The 22851-nt window shown below is 64.5% G+C and carries 20 protein-coding genes; 12 read left to right on the top strand and 8 right to left on the bottom strand.

The window, feature by feature from the left end; all coding sequences use genetic code 11:
- The first annotated feature begins 9 nt into the window (after nucleotides 1–9).
- The 4 genes from VAE54_RS13195 to VAE54_RS13180 all read left to right on the top strand — a co-directional run bounded on the left by VAE54_RS13195 (nucleotide 10) and on the right by VAE54_RS13180 (nucleotide 5029).
- Nucleotides 10–1287: an ABC transporter substrate-binding protein gene (locus VAE54_RS13195; protein ID WP_322802441.1), complete on the top strand. Its 1278-nt coding sequence runs from the start codon at nucleotides 10–12 to the stop codon at nucleotides 1285–1287.
- A gap of 88 nt (nucleotides 1288–1375) precedes the next feature.
- A complete protein-coding gene (locus tag VAE54_RS13190) occupies nucleotides 1376–2329 on the top strand; it encodes a sugar ABC transporter permease (protein WP_322802440.1) in 954 nt (317 codons plus the stop codon).
- 16 nt (nucleotides 2330–2345) lie between these two features.
- Complete coding sequence (locus VAE54_RS13185) at nucleotides 2346–3176, top strand: carbohydrate ABC transporter permease (RefSeq protein WP_322802439.1); 831 nt, start codon at nucleotides 2346–2348, stop codon at nucleotides 3174–3176.
- Nucleotides 3173–5029, top strand: a complete 1857-nt coding sequence (locus VAE54_RS13180) for a glycoside hydrolase family 125 protein (RefSeq protein ID WP_322802438.1) — start codon at nucleotides 3173–3175, stop codon at nucleotides 5027–5029. The genes VAE54_RS13185 and VAE54_RS13180 overlap by 4 nt, the downstream gene beginning before the upstream one ends.
- Before the next feature lie 7 nt (nucleotides 5030–5036).
- Here VAE54_RS13180 and VAE54_RS13175 read toward each other — a convergent pair whose 3' ends face one another.
- Both VAE54_RS13175 and VAE54_RS13170 read right to left on the bottom strand, forming a co-directional pair.
- Complete coding sequence (locus tag VAE54_RS13175) at nucleotides 5037–5513, bottom strand: hypothetical protein (RefSeq protein ID WP_322802437.1); 477 nt, start codon at nucleotides 5511–5513, stop codon at nucleotides 5037–5039.
- Entirely contained in the window at nucleotides 5446–5877 is a 432-nt protein-coding gene (locus tag VAE54_RS13170) for a nucleotidyltransferase domain-containing protein (RefSeq protein ID WP_322802436.1), read from the bottom strand. Before VAE54_RS13170 ends, VAE54_RS13175 begins: the two co-directional genes overlap by 68 nt.
- Nucleotides 5878–6023: 146 nt before the next feature.
- Here VAE54_RS13170 and VAE54_RS13165 point away from each other — a divergent pair, with 146 nt between their 5' ends.
- The 3 genes from VAE54_RS13165 (at nucleotide 6024) to VAE54_RS13155 (ending at nucleotide 8250) form a co-directional block, all read left to right on the top strand.
- Complete coding sequence (locus tag VAE54_RS13165) at nucleotides 6024–7115, top strand: hypothetical protein (protein WP_322802435.1); 1092 nt, start codon at nucleotides 6024–6026, stop codon at nucleotides 7113–7115.
- Nucleotides 7116–7198: 83 nt separating this feature from the next.
- A complete protein-coding gene (locus tag VAE54_RS13160; protein WP_322802434.1) occupies nucleotides 7199–7888 on the top strand; it encodes an FHA domain-containing protein in 690 nt (229 codons plus the stop codon).
- A complete protein-coding gene (locus tag VAE54_RS13155; RefSeq protein ID WP_322802433.1) occupies nucleotides 7885–8250 on the top strand; it encodes a YraN family protein in 366 nt (121 codons plus the stop codon). Before VAE54_RS13160 ends, VAE54_RS13155 begins: the two co-directional genes overlap by 4 nt.
- A gap of 87 nt (nucleotides 8251–8337) precedes the next feature.
- On the opposite strand, the gene thpR is transcribed toward VAE54_RS13155, so the two are convergent.
- The 3 genes from thpR to VAE54_RS13140 all read right to left on the bottom strand — a co-directional run bounded on the left by thpR (nucleotide 8338) and on the right by VAE54_RS13140 (nucleotide 11122).
- Nucleotides 8338–8928, bottom strand: coding sequence for an RNA 2',3'-cyclic phosphodiesterase (gene thpR, locus VAE54_RS13150; RefSeq protein ID WP_322802432.1), 591 nt, complete (start codon nucleotides 8926–8928; stop codon nucleotides 8338–8340).
- A gap of 202 nt (nucleotides 8929–9130) precedes the next feature.
- Nucleotides 9131–9934, bottom strand: coding sequence for a hypothetical protein (locus tag VAE54_RS13145; RefSeq protein ID WP_322802431.1), 804 nt, complete (start codon nucleotides 9932–9934; stop codon nucleotides 9131–9133).
- Between the two features lie 15 nt (nucleotides 9935–9949).
- Nucleotides 9950–11122: a phosphoglycerate kinase gene (locus VAE54_RS13140; protein ID WP_322802430.1), complete on the bottom strand. Its 1173-nt coding sequence runs from the start codon at nucleotides 11120–11122 to the stop codon at nucleotides 9950–9952.
- 632 nt (nucleotides 11123–11754) lie between these two features.
- On the opposite strand from VAE54_RS13140, the gene VAE54_RS13135 reads away from it, so the two are divergent.
- On the top strand, nucleotides 11755–12945 hold the full coding sequence (locus VAE54_RS13135; RefSeq protein ID WP_322802429.1) for a citrate/2-methylcitrate synthase: 1191 nt from the start codon (nucleotides 11755–11757) through the stop codon (nucleotides 12943–12945).
- Nucleotides 12946–13086: 141 nt separating this feature from the next.
- On the opposite strand, the gene VAE54_RS13130 is transcribed toward VAE54_RS13135, so the two are convergent.
- Nucleotides 13087–14364 (bottom strand): ABC transporter substrate-binding protein, encoded by a 1278-nt coding sequence (locus VAE54_RS13130; protein WP_322802428.1) that lies wholly within the window; start codon nucleotides 14362–14364, stop codon nucleotides 13087–13089.
- A 268-nt stretch (nucleotides 14365–14632) separates the two neighbouring features.
- On the opposite strand from VAE54_RS13130, the gene VAE54_RS13125 reads away from it, so the two are divergent.
- Nucleotides 14633–14935 (top strand): DUF1232 domain-containing protein, encoded by a 303-nt coding sequence (locus VAE54_RS13125; RefSeq protein WP_322802427.1) that lies wholly within the window; start codon nucleotides 14633–14635, stop codon nucleotides 14933–14935.
- Between the two features lie 28 nt (nucleotides 14936–14963).
- Here the strand turns inward: VAE54_RS13125 and VAE54_RS13120 are convergent, their stop codons facing one another.
- Both VAE54_RS13120 and VAE54_RS13115 read right to left on the bottom strand, forming a co-directional pair.
- A complete protein-coding gene (locus VAE54_RS13120; RefSeq protein WP_322802426.1) occupies nucleotides 14964–16394 on the bottom strand; it encodes an ArnT family glycosyltransferase in 1431 nt (476 codons plus the stop codon).
- 55 nt (nucleotides 16395–16449) lie between these two features.
- Nucleotides 16450–18459: a sigma-54-dependent Fis family transcriptional regulator gene (locus tag VAE54_RS13115; RefSeq protein ID WP_322802425.1), complete on the bottom strand. Its 2010-nt coding sequence runs from the start codon at nucleotides 18457–18459 to the stop codon at nucleotides 16450–16452.
- A gap of 265 nt (nucleotides 18460–18724) precedes the next feature.
- Between VAE54_RS13115 and VAE54_RS13110 the strand changes: the two genes are divergently transcribed.
- The 3 genes from VAE54_RS13110 to VAE54_RS13100 all read left to right on the top strand — a co-directional run bounded on the left by VAE54_RS13110 (nucleotide 18725) and on the right by VAE54_RS13100 (nucleotide 22769).
- The gene (locus VAE54_RS13110) at nucleotides 18725–19672 is read left to right on the top strand and encodes a hypothetical protein (protein WP_322802424.1); all 948 of its coding nucleotides are present in this window, start codon (nucleotides 18725–18727) and stop codon (nucleotides 19670–19672) included.
- A 159-nt stretch (nucleotides 19673–19831) separates the two neighbouring features.
- On the top strand, nucleotides 19832–21460 hold the full coding sequence (locus VAE54_RS13105) for a helix-turn-helix domain-containing protein (RefSeq protein ID WP_322802423.1): 1629 nt from the start codon (nucleotides 19832–19834) through the stop codon (nucleotides 21458–21460).
- On the top strand, nucleotides 21423–22769 hold the full coding sequence (locus tag VAE54_RS13100; RefSeq protein ID WP_322802422.1) for a glutamine synthetase family protein: 1347 nt from the start codon (nucleotides 21423–21425) through the stop codon (nucleotides 22767–22769). The genes VAE54_RS13105 and VAE54_RS13100 overlap by 38 nt, the downstream gene beginning before the upstream one ends.
- Nucleotides 22770–22851: the final 82 nt, after the last annotated feature.

Below are 22851 nucleotides of genomic sequence, written 5' to 3'. Positions count from 1 at the left end.
AGGTGAACCATGGGGCGATGGGCATGGTTTTCGCTTTTTATGCTGGCCGCGTTGATCCTCGCTCAGTGCGCGCCGGGGGCACCCGCTTCTCCCACCCCTCCGCCTCAAATCACCATTGTCCACTGGCAGCATCACCATGAGGCCCGGAAGCCAGTGGTGGACGAGCTCATCCAGGAATTCCAGGCCAAATACCCCAATGTCACCATCAAGTTTGAGAGCATCCCCTATGAGCAGTATTTCGATAAGCTGCTGACAGCCCTGGCCAGCAAGACCGGCCCAGATGTTTTCCAGATCCCCATGGAGATGGCCGAACAGCTCATCCAGGCGGGGGCGCTGGCCCCGGTGCCGGAGAGCGTGATGACCACCCAGCAGATCGAAGAAGCCTTCATCCCCGCTGCCGTCCGACGTTTCAAGTCCGGTGGGAAGTATTACGGGCTGCCCACGGATGTCCAGACGCTGATCCTCTTCATCAACGTTGATCTTCTCAAGGAATGTGGGGGGGATCCTGCCCGGCCTCCCGCCACATGGGAGGAATTGAAGGAGCAGGCGCGTCGATGCACCAAGCGGGATGCCCAGGGGAATATCATTCAGGCTGGCCTGGACACCCGTTACCGCTGGGCGGTCTATACCCAGGCCATGTATAGCTTCATCGATGGCCCCGTGGTGGATGCCGCTTCATGCAAGGTGAATTACGCGGGTCCGCAGGGGATCGCGGCCTGGAAGTTGATTGCCGAGCTGATGACGGGCCCAGAGGCCGTGGACTCGCCGAAGTTCCTCACGGGGCAGCGGAAGTTCGAGCAGGGCAAGGCGGTTTTCTACATCAACCACCCGGTGACGCGAGGCCGGCTGGAGCGAGAGGCTAAGGGGATCAACTGGATCGTGGCCCCGCCCCCCGTCCCAGCAGGCAAGAAACCGGTCACTCCGTTGCACGTGTGGGCATATGTGGTGAACAAAGACACCAAGAACCCGGAGTGGGCCTGGCGCTGGGTCCAGCTCCTCACCAGCAAGGATGCCCAGATCAAATGGTTCCGGAAAGCCGGCGACCTGCCCTCCTTGAAAGTCCTGGTCTCCGATCCATCCCTGGCCACCGATGAGAAATTCCGGGTCGCCCTGGAGTCCATGAGCTACTCCCGGCCGGTCGAGCAGGTCGGACAGACGGAGGTCGACAACATCCAGTCGGAGCTGTGGGAGAAGATCGTCATCCAGGGCGCGGATGTGGAGACAGCGGTGAAGGAAGCAGCCGCCAAGGAGGAGCAGGTTGTCCGGAAGATCCTGAAGTGCCCGTAAAGGGCAGGGAAGGTCTCCTGGAAGATCAAGAGGCGGCCGGAGCTCACGCTCCGGCCGCCCCATTTTCATCCTGGTCGGGAGAGGCGCGATGGTCAGCCGGAACCTCGCATGGGCGCTGGAAAGGGGGAAGGCCCTTCGGATCCGGCGCCAGGTCCGTATGTGGATCTGGGCTTATGGATTCCTGGCCCCCAGTCTGATCCTGTTCGCTCTCATCGTGCTCTATCCCTCCGTAGAGGCTTTCCGGCTCAGCCTGTATCGCTGGAGCCTGTTCGGGGAGAAGGAGTTCGTTGGCCTCGCCAACTACCAGCGCATGGTGCGGGATCCCCTTTTCTGGCAATCCCTTAAGGTGACTTGTATCTGGACCATCGGGGTGGTCCCCTGGGTGATGGTGCTGGGCATGTTGACGGCCCTGGCCCTAAATCAGCCCTGGCTGCCCGGCCGCGGGGTCTTCCGCACGATCTATTTCGTCCCGGTGATGACCTCCGTGGTGGCCTCTGCGTTCGTCTGGCGCTGGCTGTTCGAGCCCACCTTCGGGGTCGTGAACTGGATCCTGCGCCAGATCGGGATCGTCGACCCGCCCGGCTGGCTGGCCAGCACGACCTGGGCGTTGCCCGCCCTGATGACCGCGGGGATCTGGAAACAGGTCGGTTACGCGATGGTCCTCTTCCTGGCCGGGCTCCAGACCATTCCCCGGGAGCTTCGGGAAGCAGCAGAGATCGATGGGGCGAACCCATGGCAGATCTTCTGGCATGTCACACTGCCTCTGCTGAACCCCACCGTGGTCTTCGTGGCTGTCATCCTGGTGATCAATGCCTTCCGGGTGTTCAGCATCCCCTACGTGATGACCTCTGGAGGCTTTACTTATCTTACCCCGGGTGGCCCCTTGAACAGCACCCGGGTTTTCGTGCTGCACATCTATGATCTGGCCTGGAAGCAATTCGATTTCGGATACGGCGCGGCCAACGCCATCGTGCTTTTGTTGATGATCATGACAGTCACCCTGGTTCAGCTTCGCATCCTGCAGCGTCCGTTCGAATACTGAAATGGGGAGGTGAGGAATGGCCCTGGCCGGACGATGGATTGGCCGCTCCCTGGTGATATTGGCGCTCCTGGCCGGATCCGTGGTGATGCTCCTGCCCCTGGCATGGATGACCTCGTCCGCTTTCAAGCCGCTGCACGAGGTCATGCGCATCCCTCCCACCTGGATCCCGGAGGAGCCCACCCTGGAGAACTTCCGGGCGGTTTTCTCTCAATTTCCCTTCGGCCGATATTTCCTGAACAGCCTGATTACCTCTTCTCTCATTACGATCAGCGTCCTGGTCACCAGCTCGATGGCCGGCTATGCTCTGGCGCGCTTTCAGTTCCCGGGCCGGGATCTGTTGTTTGTGATGATCCTCGCCAGCCTGATGATCCCTTTCCAGACCCGCATGATCCCAATTTATCAGCTGGCCATCGCTCTTCACCTCCAGGATACTCTGCTCGGAGTGATGTTCCCATGGCTGGTGGATGCCTTTGGCATCTTTTTGATGCGCCAGTTCATGTTGACCATTCCCAGTGATCTGATCGACGCAGCTCGCATCGATGGGGCCTCCGAATGGCGTATCTTCTGGATGATCATGCTGCCCCTGGTGCGTCCGGCCCTGGCTGCCCTGGCGATCTTTACTTTCCTGGGGGCGTGGGAGGAGTTTCTCTGGCCGCTGATCATCACCAGCTCCGACGCCAGCCGCACCATCCCGGTCGGCCTCCAGTTTTTCTCAGAGCAATACGGGACGAATATCCACTGGCAGATGGCCGGGGCGTTGATCGCCGCCCTTCCTATGTTGATCGTGTTCTTCCTGCTGCAGCGGCAGATCATCGAGGGCATCACCTTGACAGGGATGAAGGGATGAGCGCGCACCCGCTGATCACCCGACCGCCCGTCCTGGAGGAGCCTCCGCCGTTTCTGCCCACCGGGAACCTCTGGGTTTCCCTCCCCCTGATCGATCGGCGGGATGGGAGCCTGCATCGTCTGGGCGTGCTTCATGAGCGCCTCAATGGCCTGCTCGAGGCCGATGGTGACCCGCTGATCCGCCCCTTCCTCATCGCGGACAGCCAGCCGGTGGACTGGAGGGGTCGCCTGGAGTGGTCCCGGGAAAGCTTCTGGATCCCGGCCTGGCGCTTCCGTGCCGGCGATCTGGAGCTGGAGGGCCGTGTCTGGGCGCCGGTCGGCGAGCGGGGGATAGTATATTGGATACGCGCGAACCTCCACAGGAGCCCTCCCTGCCGGATCACCATCGGGTTCGAAGGGCGATGGAAGAGGGTGCTCCTTTCCCGTTTCGCCTCCCGACCCCTCACTGGAACGTGGACCGGCGGGCGAGATCCATGGACGGGCAGTGGGGTGGCGGAATTCGGGATCGGCTTTCCCATCCTGGCCCTGGGCTGGCAGGGGGAAGCCCCCCTGTCGCTGGAGATCGCTTCGGAAGCTCCCTTCACCTATCGATGTCTTCAGGCCCGGGAGCTCCACCCCGGGGAAGCCGTGGAGGCGGTGCTTTACGTCGCGGTGGCGCCCGATGCGGATGGAGCGCGGACGGGGGCGTTGCACCTGCGGCGTCGGGGTGCTGAGGCCCTCCTCCGCGAGACGCGAGACTGGCTGGAAGCCCGGGCTCGCCCCCTGGCGGATTCTGAGCTGACCGCCCGTCTCAACGAAAACCTCTTCTTCGCTTACTTCTTCAGCCAGGGGGATTGCCTGGACACCGGGGCGCCGGTGATGGTGACCTCGCGGAGCCCGCTGTATTACGTGAGCGGGGCCTTCTGGAGCCGTGATGCGTTCCTCTGGTCTTTCCCGGCGATTCTGCTAACCGATGCGGAGCGGGCGCGCCAGCTGTTGCGCCGGTGTCTGCCGCGCTATCTCCCCCATATCGCCGATCACGCGCTGTATCTCAATGGCGTTCCTCTCTACCCGGGGTTCGAGCTGGATCAGGCGGCCGCGCCGCTCCTGGCCCTCTGGCGTTATATCCACGAGACCCAAGATGAGGATCTCCTCCGCGAGCCTGTGATCGCCGAAGCCATCCTGACGCTCCTGCGGGAGATCGAGGCCCATCGGGATCCGGAGACCGGGCTGTATGAGACTTTCCTGCTCCCAACCGATGACCCCACGGATTATCCGCTGGTCATCTACGACAATGTCCTGGTCTGGGTGGCCTTCCGGGCGGCGGCGGATCTCCTCCGGCGCCAGGGAGTGGATGAGGAGGCGGCGCGCTGGGAGCGGGAAGCTGAACGCCTGGCAGGAGCGATCCGCGCGCACGGGATCGTGGAAGGCCCGGAGGGGCCGATGTGGGCCTGGGCACGGGATCGCCGGGGCCGGTGGGAGCTGCGGGAGGAACCTCCCGGGAGTCTGCGCCTGCTGGCGTATTACGGGTTCTGCGACCCGGAGGATCCAGTTTACCGGAACACGGTGCGCTGGCTGGCTTCTCCGGCGAACCCCTATTTCTTTTCCGGCCCTTTCGGGGGACCTGGATCTCCCCATTTCCCCTTCCCGGGGGTCTTCGACCTGGCCAACCGGCTGCTCACCGATCCGGACCCGGTGGTCCTGGAGGTGGTGCGGCGTGCCCCTCTGGATGGCGGACTGGCCTGCGAGTCCATCGATCCGCAAACCGGCGGGGTGCGCACCGGCGCGGCCATGGCCAGCCTGGCGGGCTTCCTGGCATGGGCCCTATGGGGGCGTCTGCGAGGGCATCGCCGGTTCTTCGAGCGGCTCCTCTGAGGATCCCTCAGGAGGTCCCCTCGGCGATCCGGCGCAGGAATTCCAGAAAGCCTTGAAGATCCGCCTCCAGCAGCGGTTCCAGGCGGAAGGCGTCCTGTCGCGCCCGGGCCACGCGCTCTGGATCCAGGTCGAAGCGATAGAGGGTGCGAAACCCATGCCGGAACCGCTGCAGCTCATCCAGGAGGCGTAAGGTGTCCTCCCGGAGCACGCGGGGGCGGATTCCCTCGATCTCCCGTCCCATCCGCTCCAGCAGCAGCGCGTGCCAGCAGGAGGGGTCCGGGATCTCGTTCTCGAAGGCCTCCGCGATCCCGCGGAAAATGTTCTCGCATGCGTTGTAGAGGTTGTGCAGGTAATAGCCGGCCACGATGGCCTCTTTGGGATCCCGGAGATCGTCAGGGGTCTCCCGAAGGGCGCTGTCAATCCGGCGGATATGGGCCCACTCCGCCTGCAGATCCGATCGAAGCACCCGAAGGCGTTCGCTCATAGATCAGCCGTCCTCGCTCCCGCACGCGCTGGGAGAAGGGATCCTCCGGGTCCAGCGGGCGCGCATCGAAGGCCCAGCCGGGGGCCGCGGCCTCCAGCTCCCGCCAGAAATCGAACAGCCCGTGTCCGTCATCCCCGTCCACGCCCACATCGATGTCCGAATCCGGGCGGAATGCCCCGGGCCGCAGGACCGAGCCGAAGAGGTAAACCCTCCGGATGCCGGGATAGCGCGGTGCAACCGCCCGGATGGCCCGCTCGGCGGCCTCCTGGGCGGCGGCACGGCGCGCCTCGGCCTCAGCCCGCCGTCGCGCCTCCCGTTCCCGCCAGCTTTCCCGGTAGCGCTCCCCGATCGGGTTCTCCCCCACGCCGGTTGTTCCTCCCGGGTTTTTCCACCTTACTTTACTTTTTGTAACACGAGCGTGAGGCCCTCCGCAGGCGGACAAAAGTAGCATGATTGCTCCGGATGCGGTATGTTGAATTCAAAACCCTGGATTTTGCGCCAGGAGGAGGGATGGGGCCCGGGCGTCCAGCTGCTTCGGCTTCCGGATTGGAGGGTCGCGCACGGCCGGGGAAGATCGTGCTGTTCGGGTCGGGGGAAATGGCTCCCAGTGGGCGTCGGGGCCACGCGGTTGCCATGGCGGATTTTGAGCCTCCGGTGAAGGTGGCGGTGCTGGAGACTCCGGCGGGCTTTGAGCTGAACTCCGCGCGGGTGGCCGGGCGGGTGGCCGACTTCATCCGGGAGCGCCTGGGGGAGTTCCGGCCCCGCGTTCTGGTCCTCCCGGCCCGCAAGCGGTGGACCCCCTTCAGCCCGGATGATCCATATCTGGTGGCTCCATTGCTGGAGGCCGACTATATCTTCATGGGTCCGGGGAGTCCCACCTATGCGATCCGGCAGCTGCAGGGAAGCGTCGCCTGGCGGTATCTCGTGGCCCGCCATCGGCAGGGGGCCGCCCTCGGCCTGGCCAGCGCTGCAGCCATCGCAGTCAGCGCCTGGGCGCTCCCGGTCTATGAGATCTACAAGGCCGGCCACGACCCGCACTGGGTGCGAGGGCTGGATCTGTTCGGGGACTTCGGCCTGCAGCTGGCGATCGTCTCCCACTGGAACAACCAGGAGGGTGGGGAGGAGGTGGATACCAGCCGGTGCTTTATGGGCCGCGAGCGCTTCGAGGCCATGCGCCGGTTCCTCCCGCCCGAGGTGGTGATCCTGGGGATCGATGAGCACACGATGGCGGTTTTCGATTTCCAGAGGGAAATGGTTGAGGTGCTGGGCCTCGGACGGGTGACGATCGTGCGTGCCGATGGGACCCAGGAGGTGGAAGCGGGAGCGACGTTCCCCATCCGCTGGTTGGGGGCGATCCGGATCCCGCCGCCCATCGAAGTGCAACCACCGCCGGGAGCGCTGGGCTTCCCCCAGCCGGTGCTCTCGCCGGAGGCCGCGGCCCTGATCCGGGAACGGGAGGCGGCGCGACAGCGGAAGGACTGGGCGACCGCGGACGCGTTGCGGGAGCGCCTGCGATCTATGGGCTATGAAGTGCAGGACACCCGGGAAGGCCCTCGCTGGCGCCCTCTGGGGGATCCCACCGCCCCCTGGCAACCCCTGTGAGGAGATGGCATCTCTTTCATTCCTCACCCCATGGTGTGGAGTTGAAGAGTAAAGCCCGGGGAGAGACCGCGTGGGAGGCGCTTATGGTTGGGGCAGAGGCGCCGATGCTGGTGATCACCGAAGGGCAGCTCGCCGGGCAGCGCTGGCCCGTTGACCAGGATGTCATGCTCATCGGACGCGGCGAGGCATGCGATCTGGTGTTGCCGGAGCGGCAGATCTCCCGCCAGCACGCCCGCCTCAAGCGCGAAGCCGATGGTTACTACATTGAAGATCTGGGCAGTAAAAATGGAACCTTCCTCAACGGGCAGCCGCTCGCGCCCTTTACCCCCCAGCGCCTGAAGGATGGCGATGAGATCGCCCTCGCCCTGTGCGTGCGCATACGGTTCGTCAGCGCCGAGGCGACGCTCCCGCTGGAATCCGCTCCGGTCCCTTCGATGGTCCCCGGTCTGCTGATCGATCGGGCGGCCCGACGGGTATGGGTGAACGGTCGGGAGGTGGATCCCCCGCTTTCCCCGGCGCAATTCCGGGCGCTGGAGCGTCTGGCCATCGCCCGGGGCGCGGTGGTTTCGCGGGATGAGCTGATCGCTTACATCTGGCCACAGGAGGATCCCCGGGGGATCACGGAGCAGGCGCTGGACGCCCTCATCCGCCGCCTGCGGGAACGGCTGGCCCAGGCGGATCCGAGCCGGGATTATATCCTCACTGTGCGAGGCCATGGCTTCCGGATCGCCGATGTTTCGCTCCATCTCAAAGGCCAGCCGGAGGCCCGATGAGCTCCCGTCGATCTCTGGGAGCGGCGGCGGAGGCCTTCGTGGCGGCCCAGCTCGAGGCCCAGGGATATTCCATCCGGGCCCGGAACTGGCGCTCGCCCTTCGGGGAGATCGATCTGATCGCGGAAGGGCAGGGCTGGTTGCGCTTTATTGAGGTCCGCGCCCGGCGGAATGATCGGTTCGGTGCCCCGGAGGAGAGCCTGACTCCCCGCAAGCGCCAGCGCTTGCTGCAAACCGCCCTGGCCTACCTGGGGCAGCTGGAAGAGCCGGAGCCCTGCTGGCGGGTGGATCTGGCCTCCGTTGCGCTGGATGCGCAGGGCCGCCCGGTCTCGGTCACGTTTTTTGAGAACATTCTGGAGGCGTGAGGGCTTCTCCTTTTTGGAGCGATGTGGAGAGAAGCGGAGAAGGAGCATCCGGTCTCCCGAGCGGGCGTCAGAAGACGCCGGTCCCGTTTATACGCTTCCCCGTAAAGGAAGGCGGGCGATGGGGGTGTAGATCGCTCCCTGGGGATGAAGGTCGCTTCGCATCAGGGTGATCTCCGTCACCCGCACCTCTCCCAGCCGCTCTACAGTGGTTCGTTCGATCACCTCCGCGATCCGCCGGCAATCGGCCGAAGTGGCCTCCCGGCCGACCCGCCCCAGCGTCAGATGGGGCTGGTAGGGGCGATCTTCAGGGGGATAGCCCAGCTTCTGCATGCTGGACTCCACCAGACGCTGAAAGGCCGCCAGCGCCCGGGTGGGATCGGAGACCCCCACCCAGATCACCCGGGGATGCCGGAGTTCCGGGAAGCAGCCGATCCCCTCCACCACAAACGCGAAGGGCCCCCGCTCCAGGGTCAGCCCTCGCAGCGCCGCGATGATCTCATCGATATGAGAAGCAGGGATCATCCCGAGGAATTTCAAGGTCAGATGAATGCTCTCCGGCCGGACCCATCGGATCGGCAGGTCCCGGAGCTCCCGGCGCAGGTGGTCCTGCACCTCGGCCAGGCGTTTCTGAATCTCTGGAGGCAGCTCGACGGCAATGAAGGCGCGCACGGCCACCATCCCTGAATCCTCCTCTCCAGGAAAAGGCGATGGTGGTGCGGCTCCCCCCGCACCACCATCGCATCCGTTCTCGCCTCTATTTTATTCGATCCGATCGGGTGCTGCTGCGGCCGGGATTGGGAGGGCATAGGGAGCGCTCATCCAGGTGGTGGGATCGCCCCTCGCAGCCTGAAAAGCCTTATAACGATTGAGAGGTATGCAGTCAAGTTGGAATCGGTGAGGGGAGAAAAGACAGTTTAGGGACCATGCGATTGATTTCCACCCGCCTCAATATCATCGACTGGATCTCCCGAACCGCGAGAAAGCCGCTGGAGATGCCGGCATCCGGATCCAGGCTCAGGAACTGGTTGTCGATCCAGGCGACGAAACCCAGGGGGCCTGCGGGCGCAAAGGGCGCGCGATGGATTTCCTTCCCATCCATCTCAAAGAGAACCTCCTCATGCATCCATCGGATGCCATACCCATGCCATTGGGTCATGTCCACCGGGATCGGGCGCTGCGAGACCATGATCCAGCGCCGACTGGCCGCCAGCGTCGCTCGAGACAGCACGGGGTGATCGAGAAGGCGCTGAAGTCCCCGGATCAGGGGAGCTGGCCATGGGATCCGGGGACCGCCTGGGCTACGCCAGACCATGGCCAGCCATCCCCGGCCGGGGTCCGAAGGATCAAGGGCCACACGGGAGGGCGATGAGGCGAAAAAGAACCACACGGCGGAAGGCAACCCGGTGGCCGTTCCAGGCGGTGCCCCGGCGTTCCAGAATCCAAACCCCGCGGTTCCCACCAGCGAGGCCGCGGGATGCGAGAAGCGGGCCTCGATGAGGAGCTGGACCGGGGGCCGCCAGATGAAGCCTGTGCCCCCGTAATCATCGATCTGGGCATCCGCGTAACGATCCCCCGGGTTGGGGAACAGCGTGAGCCGCAATCCCTCGGCGTCCTCCGCCACCTCGGCCGCCCCCATTGTCATGCGCACCCAGGGTCGATCGGACGGCACAAGCCGCACAGGCATGGTGGACGATGCCCTCTAAGGCCGATCTGCCAGGACCGCGATGCCGGGGAGCGTGCGGCCTTCCAGAAACTCCAGGCTGGCTCCCCCTCCGGTCGAGATATGGGTGATGCGATCGGCCACTCCTGCTGCGTGGACGGCCGCCACCGAGTCGCCGCCGCCTACGATGCTCGTCGCCCCGCTATCGGCGATCGCGCGGGCGATGGCGAAGGTTCCTTCCGCGAAACGGGGGAACTCGAAGACGCCCATCGGGCCGTTCCACACAATGAAGGCAGCACGCCGGATCTCCTCCGCATATCGAGTCACGGTCTGCGGGCCGATATCCAGGATTCGCCAGCCGGCCGGCACCTGATCGATGGGCACGACGCGGGCCTGGGCGTCAGGGGCGAAGGCGTCGGCGATCACCACATCCACGGGCAGCCACAGGCGATCCCCGCCTCGCGCCAGCAGCTGGCGTGCCGTCTCCAGGGCCTCCTCCTCCACCAGGGAATCCCCCACTTCATAGCCCTGGGCTTTGAGGAAGGTGTTGGCCATCCCCCCGCCGATCAGCACCCGATCCGCCCGGGCCAGGAGGCTCTCGATCACCCCGATCTTGTCCGAGATCTTGGCTCCGCCGAGGATGGCCACAAAGGGCCGCCCCGGGTTCGTCAGGGCCTGGCTCAGGTAACGGATCTCTTTCTCCATCAGGAAGCCGGCCACCACGGGGATGAATCGGGCGATGGCCTCCACCGAGGCGTGCGCCCGATGGGCCGCGCCGAAGGCGTCGTTCACACAGAGATCGCCCAGCCGGGCCAGTTGCCGGGCGAACTCGGGATCGTTCTTTTCTTCCTCCGGATGGAAACGGAGATTCTCCAGCATCAGAACCTGGCCGGGCTGAAGCGCCGTGGCCATGGCCTCGACCTCTGGCCCCACGCAGTCGGGGGCCATCTGGACGGGCCGGCCCAGTAGCTCGCTCAGGCGCTCCGCGACCGGCTTCAGGCTGAAAGCCGGATCCGGCTTCCTCGGGCGGCCCAGATGGGACATCACGATGAGGGCCGCTCCCTGATCCAGGAGATACTGAAGCGTGGGCAGCGTGGCCCGGATGCGGGTGTCGTCCGTCACCCGGCCTTCAGCGATCGGAACATTGAAATCCACCCGGACCAGCACCCGACGACCGCGGACGTCCACATCGCGCACGGTCATCTTGTTCATCAATGTCCTCCTGTTTTTGAATTCGTCAGGACTGACCCAACTGGGCTTCGATCAGGAAGACGAGATAACCCCTCCCGGCTCCCCAGGTCCTCGGGAGGAAATGGACCGGTGCGATTCCTGTCCAGTTTGTCTGTTCGCCAGCAAGGGAGAGGCCGTCCTGAATTCCCCAGCGAGAGGCGCCAGGCCAGCGCAGGGTGACTCCTGTTCATTTTAAAACGGATTGCGGATGGATCGGATGATCCATGCCAGGATAAAAAGTAGATGAATGTTACATAGGGGAGAAGGGAGCCTCTCCGCGGCGCATCCCATCCCCGCTCCCCCGGGGATGATTCAACCTCGGACATCGTCTGTCTGTTTCATGGGCACGTCGAAGGCGTGCTCGTCCACCCCTGAAAGATCCTTTGTCCTTGCCTTCCTGATGATCCCAGGTTAAGATTTGAAGTGAAGGATCAAATTTCCCGGAGCATGAAGAGGGATTGAAGCAGCGAGGGGAAGCGGGGAGATCTGGAGCAGGCCAGGCGGCTAAGCTTCTCCCGCAAGGGGTCAGTGAGAGAGGGCTGAACGTTGCTCGATCGCGAAGGGGGGAGGCAGCGACGCCAGGGATTTTACCTTTCAACCTTCCGGAGGTTGCCATGACGACAACTGTGACCCCCCAGGAAGTGAAATATATCGGGAAGCCTGGCGAGGTTTCCTTCGCCAAGGGCCTGGAAGGCGTGATTGTAGCGGAGTCTGTGAAAAGCTACGTGGATGGGATCGCAGGCCGCCTGATCTACCACGGGATCCCCATCGAAGTCCTGGCCGAGAAGTCCACCTTTGAGGAGACTGCTTTCCTTCTCCTTTACGACAAGCTCCCTACCCAGGACGAGTTAGACGTCTACAAGATGCGCCTCCGACAGTATCGCGAGATCCCCGATGAGGTTTACGACTTCATCTCCCGCGCCGGGCGCCGGTATAACTTCCACCCGATGTCGGTGCTGCGCACCGCCATTTCGATGCTGGCGGCCTTTGACGACTCTGCGGAAGAGGATACAATGGTCGCCCATGAGCGGGAGGCTATCAAGCTGACCTCCCGCATCGCTACAGTGGTGGCGGCCATTGGGCGCGCCCGCAAAGGCCTCCCGCCGGTTCATCCCCGCCCGGATCTCAGCCACGCCGCCAACTTCCTCTATATGTTGTTCGGTGAGGAGCCGGATCCCTTCTACGCGCGGGTGATGGATGTGATCCTGATCCTCCATGCGGACCATGAGTGCAATGCCTCCACGTTCACGGTGCGGGCCATCACATCCACCCTTAGCGATCTATATTCCGCCGTGGTGGGGGGCATTGCTGCTCTCAAAGGGCCGCTTCATGGAGGAGCCAACGAGGAAGTCATGCATATGCTGTATGAGATCAGGGAGGTGGAGAACGCGGAGGCGTGGGTGCTCCGGGCTCTGGCTCGCAAGAAGAAGATCCCCGGCTTCGGCCATCGCGTCTACAAGACTTATGATCCCCGGGCGCACATCCTCAAGCAGTATGCCCTTGAGGTCACCCGGCGGGCCGGCACGGAGAAGTGGCTGCGGATGGCGGAGGTGATCGAGCGGGTGATGATCGAGCGCCTGGGGCAGAAGGGTATCCAGCCTAATGTGGACTTCTACTCCGGGATCGTGATGGCCTCCATGGGCATCGAGACGGCCCTCTTCACCCCCATCTTCGTAGTGGGACGGATCGCCGGATGGGTCGCTCACGCTCTCGAGCAGCGCAAGGACAACCGGATCTACCGGCCGCGCTTCTTCTATGTGGGGCCGGAGCACATGGAATACATCCCCATCGAGGAGCGTGGCTGAAGGAAATCCCCGGGGATTTCAGGATCCAGGAGATGCCTTCAGGGCCGGACTCTATGGGGTTACGAATCGCGCGGCGCGGCGGGGAGCTCCCCGCCGCGCCGGTCGTTTTGAGGGATGCCATCAGCCGCGGTCGGGTGCCCCTCACTTGCACATCTTGTTCTCCACGCAGGCCTTCTGGAGAGCTTCCATTGCCGCTTTGGCATCCCGGTTGGTCACGAAGTTGAAGATGATGTCATTGAAGGCGGTCGCGAAGCCCTCCGGAGCGGCCGATCCATGGACCTCACTGGGGATCAGCTGATCCCGCGCGAAATCATCCATAGAGGACTGGAGGTAGATGTCGAACTTCGTCCGGTCGCAATCCAGACGGGCACAGATGGAGCCCTTCTTCGGATTGAAGGCCTCCTGGCCCTCCTTCGAACCACACACCTTGAGCCAGGCAATGGCCTGCTCCCGATGCGGCGCCTTCTTGGGCAGGCCGAAGGTGTCGGTCACCACCATAAAGAGCCCCTTGTTGTTCGGGGCCGGGACCCATCCGTAGTCCACGCCCGGCTTGGCCCCCTTGGAGAGGAAATACCCGTGGGACCAGTCCCCCATCACGGTCATGGCCGCCTTGCCATCCAGGACCAGCTGGGTAGCCGAGTCCCAGGTGTGGGCGGCGTGGTCCTCGTTAACGTAATCCAGCATCCGCCCGAAGATCTCAAAGGCCTTCGCCACCTCCGGCCCTGTCCACGACGTCTGGCCGTTCCACAGGCCGCGGTATTTCTCCGCGCCCAGGACCCCTGCCAGCACGGTCTCGAAGAGGTGGGCGGCCTCCCACTTCAGTTTGTCGCCCAGGGCCAGCGGGGTTACCCCCTTCGCCTTGAGGGCCTCGGCCACCTGGAAGAACTCATCGAAGGTGGTGGGGGGCTGCAGGCCGTATCGATCGAAGACCTTCTTGTTATACCAGAGGACATTACCCCGATGGACGTTGACAGGGACGGAGTAGATCTTCCCCTCATAGCTGACCAGATCGATCAGCTGCTTGGGGAATTTGTCCATCCATCCCTCGCTCTTCCACAGATCGGTGATATCCTCCATATAGCCGGTCTTCACCCAGGTGTCGATCAGCTCGGCCCCGCCATGGACCTGGAAGGAATCCGGCGGGTCGCCGCCCAGCATACGGGTCTTCAGGACCGCTTTGGCCTGGGCGCCGGCGCCGCCAGCGACGGTGGCGTTGATGATCTCCACTCCTGGGTATTTCTGGCGGTAAACGGCAAACATCGCCTCCAGCCCTTCCGCCTCCCCGCCGGCCGTCCACCAGGAGAAGATCTCCAGCTTCTTTGCGGGGGCAGGCGTGGCAGGCCGGGCGCAGGCGGCCAGAAGCAAAGCGGGGATGAGGAGCAGAGCAACCAGCAGGAACCATCGCCGTTTCGAAATCATCATCCACCTCCCTCTCACAGCGGGCGGACATGCAGGTTATACAGGGGAAGGGCCGATGGCATCCCGGGTAGAAACGTTTCTACTTCAAAATTGTAGAAAAGGTGCCGGAGCTGTCAAGCGCTTTCACTTTTGTTAAGCTCTGTTGTTAAACTGTTGTTAATCAAGTAGAGGCTGGTTGTGAGGGCCATGCGGCGCTTTGCTCGGCTTCAGAAGCCCTCAGGGGAAGAGCAATGGCGTAACCAAATAAACCAGTAAAAGGGGGACGGACATGGATCGACTGGGGACCCTGTGGAGCTGGTGGCGTGATCTGCGACGGATCTGGCGACTGGTGCGGGATCCTCGCACGCCGGGCTGGTTGAGGCTGCTCCCCCTTCTGGCCCTGATGTATATCCTTTCCCCGATCGATCTCCTGCCGGACCTGATGATTCCCGGGATCGGCTCTCTGGACGATTTGCTCCTCCTCCTGCTCGTGTGGCGGCTGTTGCTGGACCTGGCCCCGGCGGAGAAGCCGCGGACCTCGTCTGGACGAGAGGAGATCATCGAAGCGACTTACCGGGTGCTGGAGGAATAAGTGGGGGTTTCATCGGAGGGATGGAACGTCATTGAAAGGCCGGGTGGATCACCCGGAGGATGAGGTAAAGATCGAGGGCGAAGGCGCCGAGGCAGGCCGTCAGGGCCAGGATGGGACGGAGCGCGGGGAATCGGGCGGCCATCTGTGCGGTCATCCCGGTTCCGAGGAGCAACGCCATCGGGAAGACCGGGAGATCTCCCTCAATCCCCCCGACGAGTCCCTGAGCCAGTATCCCCAGGCCGCACGCCTTTGCGAGCCCGTCCGCTGCTGGCCGCTTCAGCCATTCCAGCCAGCCGATGGTGAAGCCCACGGCGATGGGAAGCAGGGCAGGGAAGAGATAGCGTCCCTGGTGCTGCACAAAGGAAAGGTTATATCCGATGTAGGCGGCGGCGGTGAGCGTCAGGCTGAGCGTCAGCAGCAGCCCGGGCCACCCCCAGAGGGGCGAGCGCGCGCGTTCCCGGCCTAAGTGCATGGCTAAGCCCAGAAGCCCCAGCACGGTCAACCAGGCGAAGAAGAGATACCAGCGGGCCTCCAGCACCACCCCCATCCAGCCGAACTGCCCCCAGAAGCTCTGGAAGGTGAAGGCTCGGAAGCGATCCAGGGTGGCCGTCAGACCATAGCGGGCGATCCATTCCGCCGTCCGCGGCTGACCGATTACCACCCGATCATGCTGCTGCAGCCCCAGGAAATCCGGCCATCCGTAGGTGAGGAGATTGCGGGCCCACCAGATTCCTCCCAGGAGGAGAGCCGGGAGCAGCCAGCGCATGAGGCGCCGCATCGCCTCTGCCCTCGGGGCGCGGTCCCGGCGGATCCGCGCTCCGACGGCTGTGAGGACTACGAGGGCCATCGGGTAGACGGTGGTCTTGGTGAGAAATCCAGCCCCCAGGAGCGTCCCCCCAATCCACGCCCTGCGAGGGGAGTGACTCCGCAATTCCTCCGCCAGCAGCACCCATATTCCCAGAATCAGTGCCTCGGCCAGGGCGTCGTTGTTCACCCCGCTGTTCATCGCCACATGTTGGGGCAGGAAAGCGAAGACCGCCGCGGTCCCCAGCGCCCATGCCGGATGTTCTGGGAACAGCCGACGGATCGCAGCGAAGGCGATGAGGATCTGCAGGAGGCCCAGGGAGGCGGAGAACAGGCGGAGGGGAAGCAGCTGGCCCTGGAACACAATGAACACAGGAGCCGCCAGCAGATAATACAGCGGGGGCTGATGGAACTCGTATCGTAGGGGATCAATGGATAGCTCCGGCGGGAAGCCTCTGGAGACAATCTGGCCCAGGTATTCCTGATCATAGTCCCCTGGCCGGAGGATGGGCAGGCGGCCCGTGGTGGCAATGAAGCGGATGTAGTTGTAATGCGCTGGCTCGTCGGGCACCTGCCATGCCGGCGTCCAGCGAGCGAAGCTCCAGGCCAGGATCATGTAAAGCCCACAGATCAGGGAGAGGAGCCACCGGGTCATCGAAGGCGATCCTCCATTTGATCCGCTGAGAATAGCCGATCTCTTCCACGGACCCTCACATATGGACCCGCGAGCGCCTCGGGCTTTTTTCGCGATCCCGAAAGGCGGCGGGGTCAATGCCATAACGCTTCAGGCGGCGCCAGAGCGTGGTGCGGCTGAGGCCCAGGGCGGAGGCCATCTCGCCGAGGCGGCCCCGATACTGCACCGCCGCCCGCAGGATCGCCTCCCGCTCCAGCTCCTCTACCGGCCGGATGGGCTCCGGGGGCTCTTCCACGGTCAGCCCCCGCACGATCCGCTCCGGGAGATGCGGCAGATCGATCCACCCGTTCTCGCTCAGTGCGGCCGCCCGCTCCAGGACGTTCTCCAGCTCCCGCACGTTTCCTGGCCACGAATAGGCTTTGAGCTGTTGCAGCGCCGCTTCGGTGAGCCGATAGGTTCGCCCGGAAGCCCGGCGCAGGCGTCGGAACACAGCTTCCGCAATGAGGGGGATATCCTCCGGCCGCTCCCGCAGCGCAGGGATCCGGATCGCTGTGCTGGCCAGAAGATGATACAGATCTGCCCGGAAATGCCCTTCCGCAACCAGTCGCTCCAGATCCGCCGCTGAGGAGGCAATCAATCGCACATCGACACGGATGGGGCGCCAGCCGCCCAGGCGCATGACCTCCCCGGTCTCCAGGATCCGCAGGATCGCAGCCTGGACTTCCAGCGGCAGCGCCTCGATCTCGTCCAGGTAGAGGGTGCCGCCGTGAGCCAGCTCGAATTTCCCCGGCCGTCCTTCCGCCGGGCCGTTTCGGAACGTTCCCCCCTCGATGCCCAGCAGCTCGATCGTCAACAACTCCCGGGGGATCGCCCGACACGAGACGGCGATGAAAGGCCCGCTGGCCCGGGTGCTGGCGTTGTGGATCGCGCGGGCGAGTACCCCCTTGCCTGTCCCCGCTTCCCCCTGCAAAAGGACAGGGAGGCTGGTTCGGGCCGCTGCCCGGGCCTGCTGGCGGACCTGCTGGATGGCCCGGGAGCGGCCCGGGATATCCGCCAGGGTCATCAGCGCCTGAGCGCCGACCAGCCGGGCCACCATCTGATGCACCTGCTCGCTCCGCCGGAACGTCAGGACAAATCCCAGATGCCGTCGTCCTTCGGTTACGGCATGCAGACCGATCCATCCCTCCATCGGGTCGCCATCCACAATGAGGGCCCCTGCAGCTTCCCGATGGGCCGTGGGATCGGATAGGGCTTCGTGAAAGGTGGGAGGCAAGCGGATATGATCCGTCAGCGGACGTCCCAGGATCCCAGAGGGCTCCAGGCCCAGGACGCGAGCCGCCGTCCGGTTCAGGCGGATCACCTGTCCATGGGCGTTCAGGACCAGAACCACCTGATCGATGGCCTCCAGGATGGCCTGGAGCTCAGCCAGGAGCTGATGGTTCTCCCGCAGGTTCGCCTCTGCCTGCAGCTGGTTCTCGATGGCCCGGGCAGCGGCCATCACCATCCCCAGGGTGTCCGGCTGCGCCCGCTCCGCGGGCGCCATGACCCCGATCGCCCCCAGCGGCTGTCCATCCAGGCCGTAGATCGGAGCGGCCGTGGTGGCCCATGGGTGATAAAGGGCAAGGAAATGTTCCGCGCCGACCACCTGAGCGGGGGTTCGTTCCAGGAGGGCGAGGGCGAAGGCATTGGTGCCCACATGGCCTTCGCCCCAGTAAACTCCGGGCCGAAGCCCAACGGCCTCCACCGCACGGACGATCTCCGGATCCCCCAGGACATCCAGGACACATGCAGCGCCATCCAGGAGCACGATCGCCAGGCCGGAACCTTCGGTGAACTGGTGGAGGTCCTCCATCATGGGGCGAGCCGTGGCGATCAGATCGAAGAGGGTGAGCCGCACCCGCTCCAGGGTTTGTTCCTCCAGGCAGGGCAGGGCCGGGGGGGCCAGGGGATTCAACCGCGGGAAGCATCGTTCCCATGAAGCGGCCACCAGCGGGTCCAGATCAGGATCCAGACGTCGCCGGGTGACAAACTGCTCCCAGCGAACCCGGATCTTTGAGAGATCCACTGGATAGGACCAGGGCTGCATCGGCGCCTCCTCTATGGGAGCGGGAAAAGACCGGAACCCTAACACCAAGCCCAGCGCTCGCACTGGATGATTCCGGAGGGTGGCTCGATCTGCTTTGCCATCTGACCCACCGTCTCTTTTTGCCGCCTGGAGGATGGAGAAGAGAAGCAAATCCTGAACCCATGGCTGGGATCACTCGAAAGGCAACCGGGGTTGCGCTAAGAATATTGTCGGATATTATGGGAAAAATCAAGCCGGAGGCTCGAAGCGCCTGGAGGCCTTGTCCATGAGGCGTTGCATTCGCTGGAGCGGTAGGAAGATTTCGATCGCTGTCTGGATCGCTCTGCTCGCGATCGCCGGCTGTCGTCTCTCCCTGAAGCCATCCGCTCCGGCCTCCCCGTTTGCGAACCTTCCGCTCCAGCCGATGTGGAGCGAATCCTTCTCCGCCGCGTGGTCCAGCTGGGCGCCCCAGGCCCTCATGTGTGCCCAGGCTGGCCCCGATGCGCGGAGGTGTTTGCAGGCTCTCCGTCCTACCCTGACGGAGCGGGTGCTGGAGGAAGCAGCCCATCGGAAGGAAGCGCTGGGGATCGATGCCCCGTATGTGGCCAGCATTCTGGGCGGCTATGCCCAGCGGCCCGAGCAGGCCGCTTCTCTGATCATCCTTGCGATGTCGGAATCGACCGGGGAGGACCGCCGGGCGCGTTTGCAGACAGCTTTCGAAGCGATCCCCCGGCGGTTCGAGCGCTTTTCCTTTTCGTTCCGCAGCGCCGTATTCCCGCTTCCTCATCCGGAGGCGGGGGCGGATTCACGGCGCTGGGCCCGGTATTATCTCTCCCAGGAATGGGCCCTGCTGCGGGCGGCTGTGGCCGCATGGCGACCGCCCGCGGAGGAGGAGATCGGGTGTGCCCGTCTGGCCCCCGAGGAGGATCTCTGCCCCTTCATCTCGCGGGTTCGATCGCCGGATCATCTGCCTGCCCTAAACGCCCGGCTGGAGGAGTTTTTCCAGGGGGCTTTCGATTACGCGGATGCCTTCGCCCGTTCGGAACGTTTCCTCCAGGGGGATCCAGCACAGGTCCGGGCGCTGCTGTCGGAGATGCTCCGCGAAGCGCGGGAGAAGCTGATCCCTCTGGAGCGCGAGGCGGCCCGCCGACGCCTAACGGGAGAGTCGGCATCGATCGAGGCGCTGGAAGCGGCATGGGATCAGGTGGAACAGGTCTTCTTTCGCTTTCCATAAATAAGAGGTGAGGATCCTTTTCGAGTAGTATACATTGGGGAGGCGGCGCGGAGCGCCAAGGGCGCTCCGCGCATCCCAAAGCCACCGGAGGGATAAACCGTGCGGCTCTTCTGATCGGGGTTGGCCGTGGGGGATGCTGGCGAGGGTTCTGGAAGGCGTATGCGTGGGGTGCCATTAAGGGAATTGCTGGAGAATCTGTTGCCGCCGGGGACGCAGGTGATCGGTGGCCGGGGCGGGCTGGATCACGAGGTAACGTGGGCCACCCTTCTTCGAACCATCCCGGCGCGGACCGCGATCCAGCGCGGGGATCTTTTGTTGTTCTCCGTTGATCTGCTCTCCATGCGGGAACCCCCCCTTGCGTTTCCCGCCCTCCTCGAGCTCGCCCTGGAACGGGAGGCGGCGGGGTTGGCAGTGGTCGGTCCGGTGCCAGCGGATTGGGGCTTGCTGGCGGATGAAGCCGGCCTCCCGCTGCTCGCGCTGCCGGAAGGGACAGGCCTGGCCGACCTGGCGAATCAGATCGCCCGGTTCATCACAGCCCGTCGGGAGGCCCTGTATGAGATCGAGCGGGAGCTCCAGCGCCGGTTCCAGCAGGCGGCACTGGCCGGGGAGGGTCTCCCGGCCATCCTGCGCGTGCTGGAGGAGGTCACGGGGAAACGGGCGTGGCTGGAGGACGCTCAGGGAAGCCCCTGGCCGGATCTCCCGGGTCCTCCAGAGCCTCCACCGGGCCCGGCGGAACGCCGGGCCTGGCTGCGACGCCTGCCGCTGCGCGAGGAAGGGGGAGAGCCACCAGTGGCCCTTTTCGGACCCGATGCGGCGGGGCGGATTTGTCTGGCCGGGGCGGTGCTCCTGGAGCGGCGTCCGATCGGAGCGGTTTGCCTCCTGAGCCTTTCCGGTGGGATCACGGAGCGGGATCGCCTGGCGGTGGCTCAGGCGGCGTCGGCATGCGCGCTGGTGCTGCTCCGGGAGCGGTCATTGTGGACGGCAGAGGCCCGGGTGCGCGGGGAGTTCCTCGCTCAGGTGCTGCGCGGGGAGCTGCCCGAGGCAGAGGCGCGCCGTCGGGCCCGGATCCTGAACGAGCCCATCGAGGAGCCCATGGCAGTAGCGGTGTTCCGAGCGCCGAACGCGGAGGAGAACGCAGAGCGCCTCACCGAGGCCATCCGTCGCCTCACCGCCCGCTTCCCTCGCTGTCGCGTCCAGCCGATGGCGGAAGGCGTTGCCTTCGTGTTCCCACCTCCGGGAGGGGAGGCAGATCCGGAGGCCGTGGTGGAGGGCTTGCGGGCCGAGCTGGTCCGGACCCTGGGCCTGCCCCGCCTGGCGGCCGGAGTGGGAGGAGTCTACGCCGGGCCTGCCGGTCTGGCCCGCTCCTTCCGGGAGGCGGTCCAGTCCCTGCAGATGGTGGAGGCCTTGCTGGGGGGAGACCGCACCCTGGCCTATTCGCGGCTGGATGTCTATCGCATCCTCTATCCCCTGCGGGAGAGCGAAGTCCTGGAGGAATTCTACGAGCAGACCCTCGGACCCCTGGAGCGGTATGATCAGGAACATCACGCCGAGCTGATCCCCACCCTGGAGGCCTTCTTCGCCTGTGATGGGAATCTGCAGCGCACAGCCGAGCGCCTGTTTCTACATCGCAACTCTCTGGCCTATCGTCTCCGGCGGATTCAGGAGATCACTGGGATGGATCTGAGGCGCTGGGAGGATTGCTTCCGGTTGCAGCTGGCCCTGAAAATCCGACCGATCCTAAGGAGGTCCCATGCACAGCCCGGCGGTGGATCCGAACCGCGTGCTTGAGGAAGCCCGCCAGGCGGGCGTCCGGTTTGTCATTCTGCGTTTCACCGATATCCTCGGGGCACCGAAGGGGGTGACGATCCCCCTGGAAGATCTTCCCGAGGCCATCGAGACTGGGAAATGGTTTGACGGATCGGCCATCGAGGGATTCGCCCGGGTGGCGGAGTCGGATCTGTATCTGAAGCCGGATCTGAGCACGTTCACCATCCTGCCGTGGACGCGGGGGCAGGGGACAACGGCCCATGTGATCTGCTGGGTGGTGAACCGGCGGGGGGAGCGCTTCGCCGGAGATCCCCGGGCGGTGCTGGCCCGGGTGATGGAGCGGGCGGCCCGTATGGGCTACGCCTATGTGGTGAGCCCCGAGCTGGAGTTCTATCTCTTTCGGGCCGAGGGGGAACAGTTCGCTCCGGCCCCCCACGACGAGATCGGCTACTTCGATCTGGCAACGGATCTGGCCTATCAGGTCCGTTGCGAGATGGTGGAAACCCTGCGGGCCCTGGGGATCCCGGCCGGGCCGGGCCATCATGAGATCTCGCCGGGCCAGCATGAGATCGATTTTCAGCCGGCCGATGCCCTGCGCATGGCCGATTACATCGTCACCGCCCGGCTGGTCATCAAGCACATCGCCCAGGCCCATGGGCTCCATGCCACTTTCATGCCCAAGCCCCTGGAAGGACGGGCGGGATCCGGAATGCATACCCACCAGAGTTTGCTCCGCCTGGAGGGTGGAGAAAACGCCTTCGCGGATCCCGAGGATGATTACGGCCTGTCCGCACTGGCGAAGTCCTTCCTTGCGGGGCAGATCGCCCACGCCCGGGGGATGTGCGCGGTGCTCTGCCCGCTGGTGAACTCTTACAAGCGGCTGCTGGGCGGCTTCGAGGCGCCTCTTTACGTCAGCTGGGCCCGGATCAATCGGTCCGCCCTGATCCGGATCCCGGCCATCAAGCCCGGGCGTTATCAATCTACCCGCATCGAGCTGCGCAGCCTCGATCCGGCGTGCAACCCCTATCTCGCCTTTGCGGCCATGCTGGCGGCCGGCCTGGATGGGATCGAGCGGCGGCTGCCGCTTCCCCCTCCGGTAGAGGAGGAGCTCTTCCCAATGGAGACCGCAGAGCTGGAGGCGCGGGGGATCCAGCGCCTGCCGGCCACCCTGGGAGAAGCCCTGGAAGCCCTGGAAGCCGACGAGGTGATCCAGGAAGCCCTGGGCCCGCTGGCCGCCGAGCGCTTCCTGGAGGCCAAGCGGCTGGAGTGGGACGCCTATTGCCGCCATGTCAGCGCCTGGGAGATCGAGCGCTATTTCCATCTGTATTGAGCGAAGGCTGGACGGTTTCTATCCCTGAAGGATTAGAAGCTTTTATTTCACGGCACCTCGTTCTCCGACAACGCATCGGTCC

The sequence above is a fragment of the Thermoflexus sp. genome (assembly GCF_034432235.1).
Taxonomy (GTDB): Bacteria; Chloroflexota; Anaerolineae; order Thermoflexales; family Thermoflexaceae; genus Thermoflexus.
This window is presented reverse-complemented; position numbering and strand designations above follow the sequence as displayed.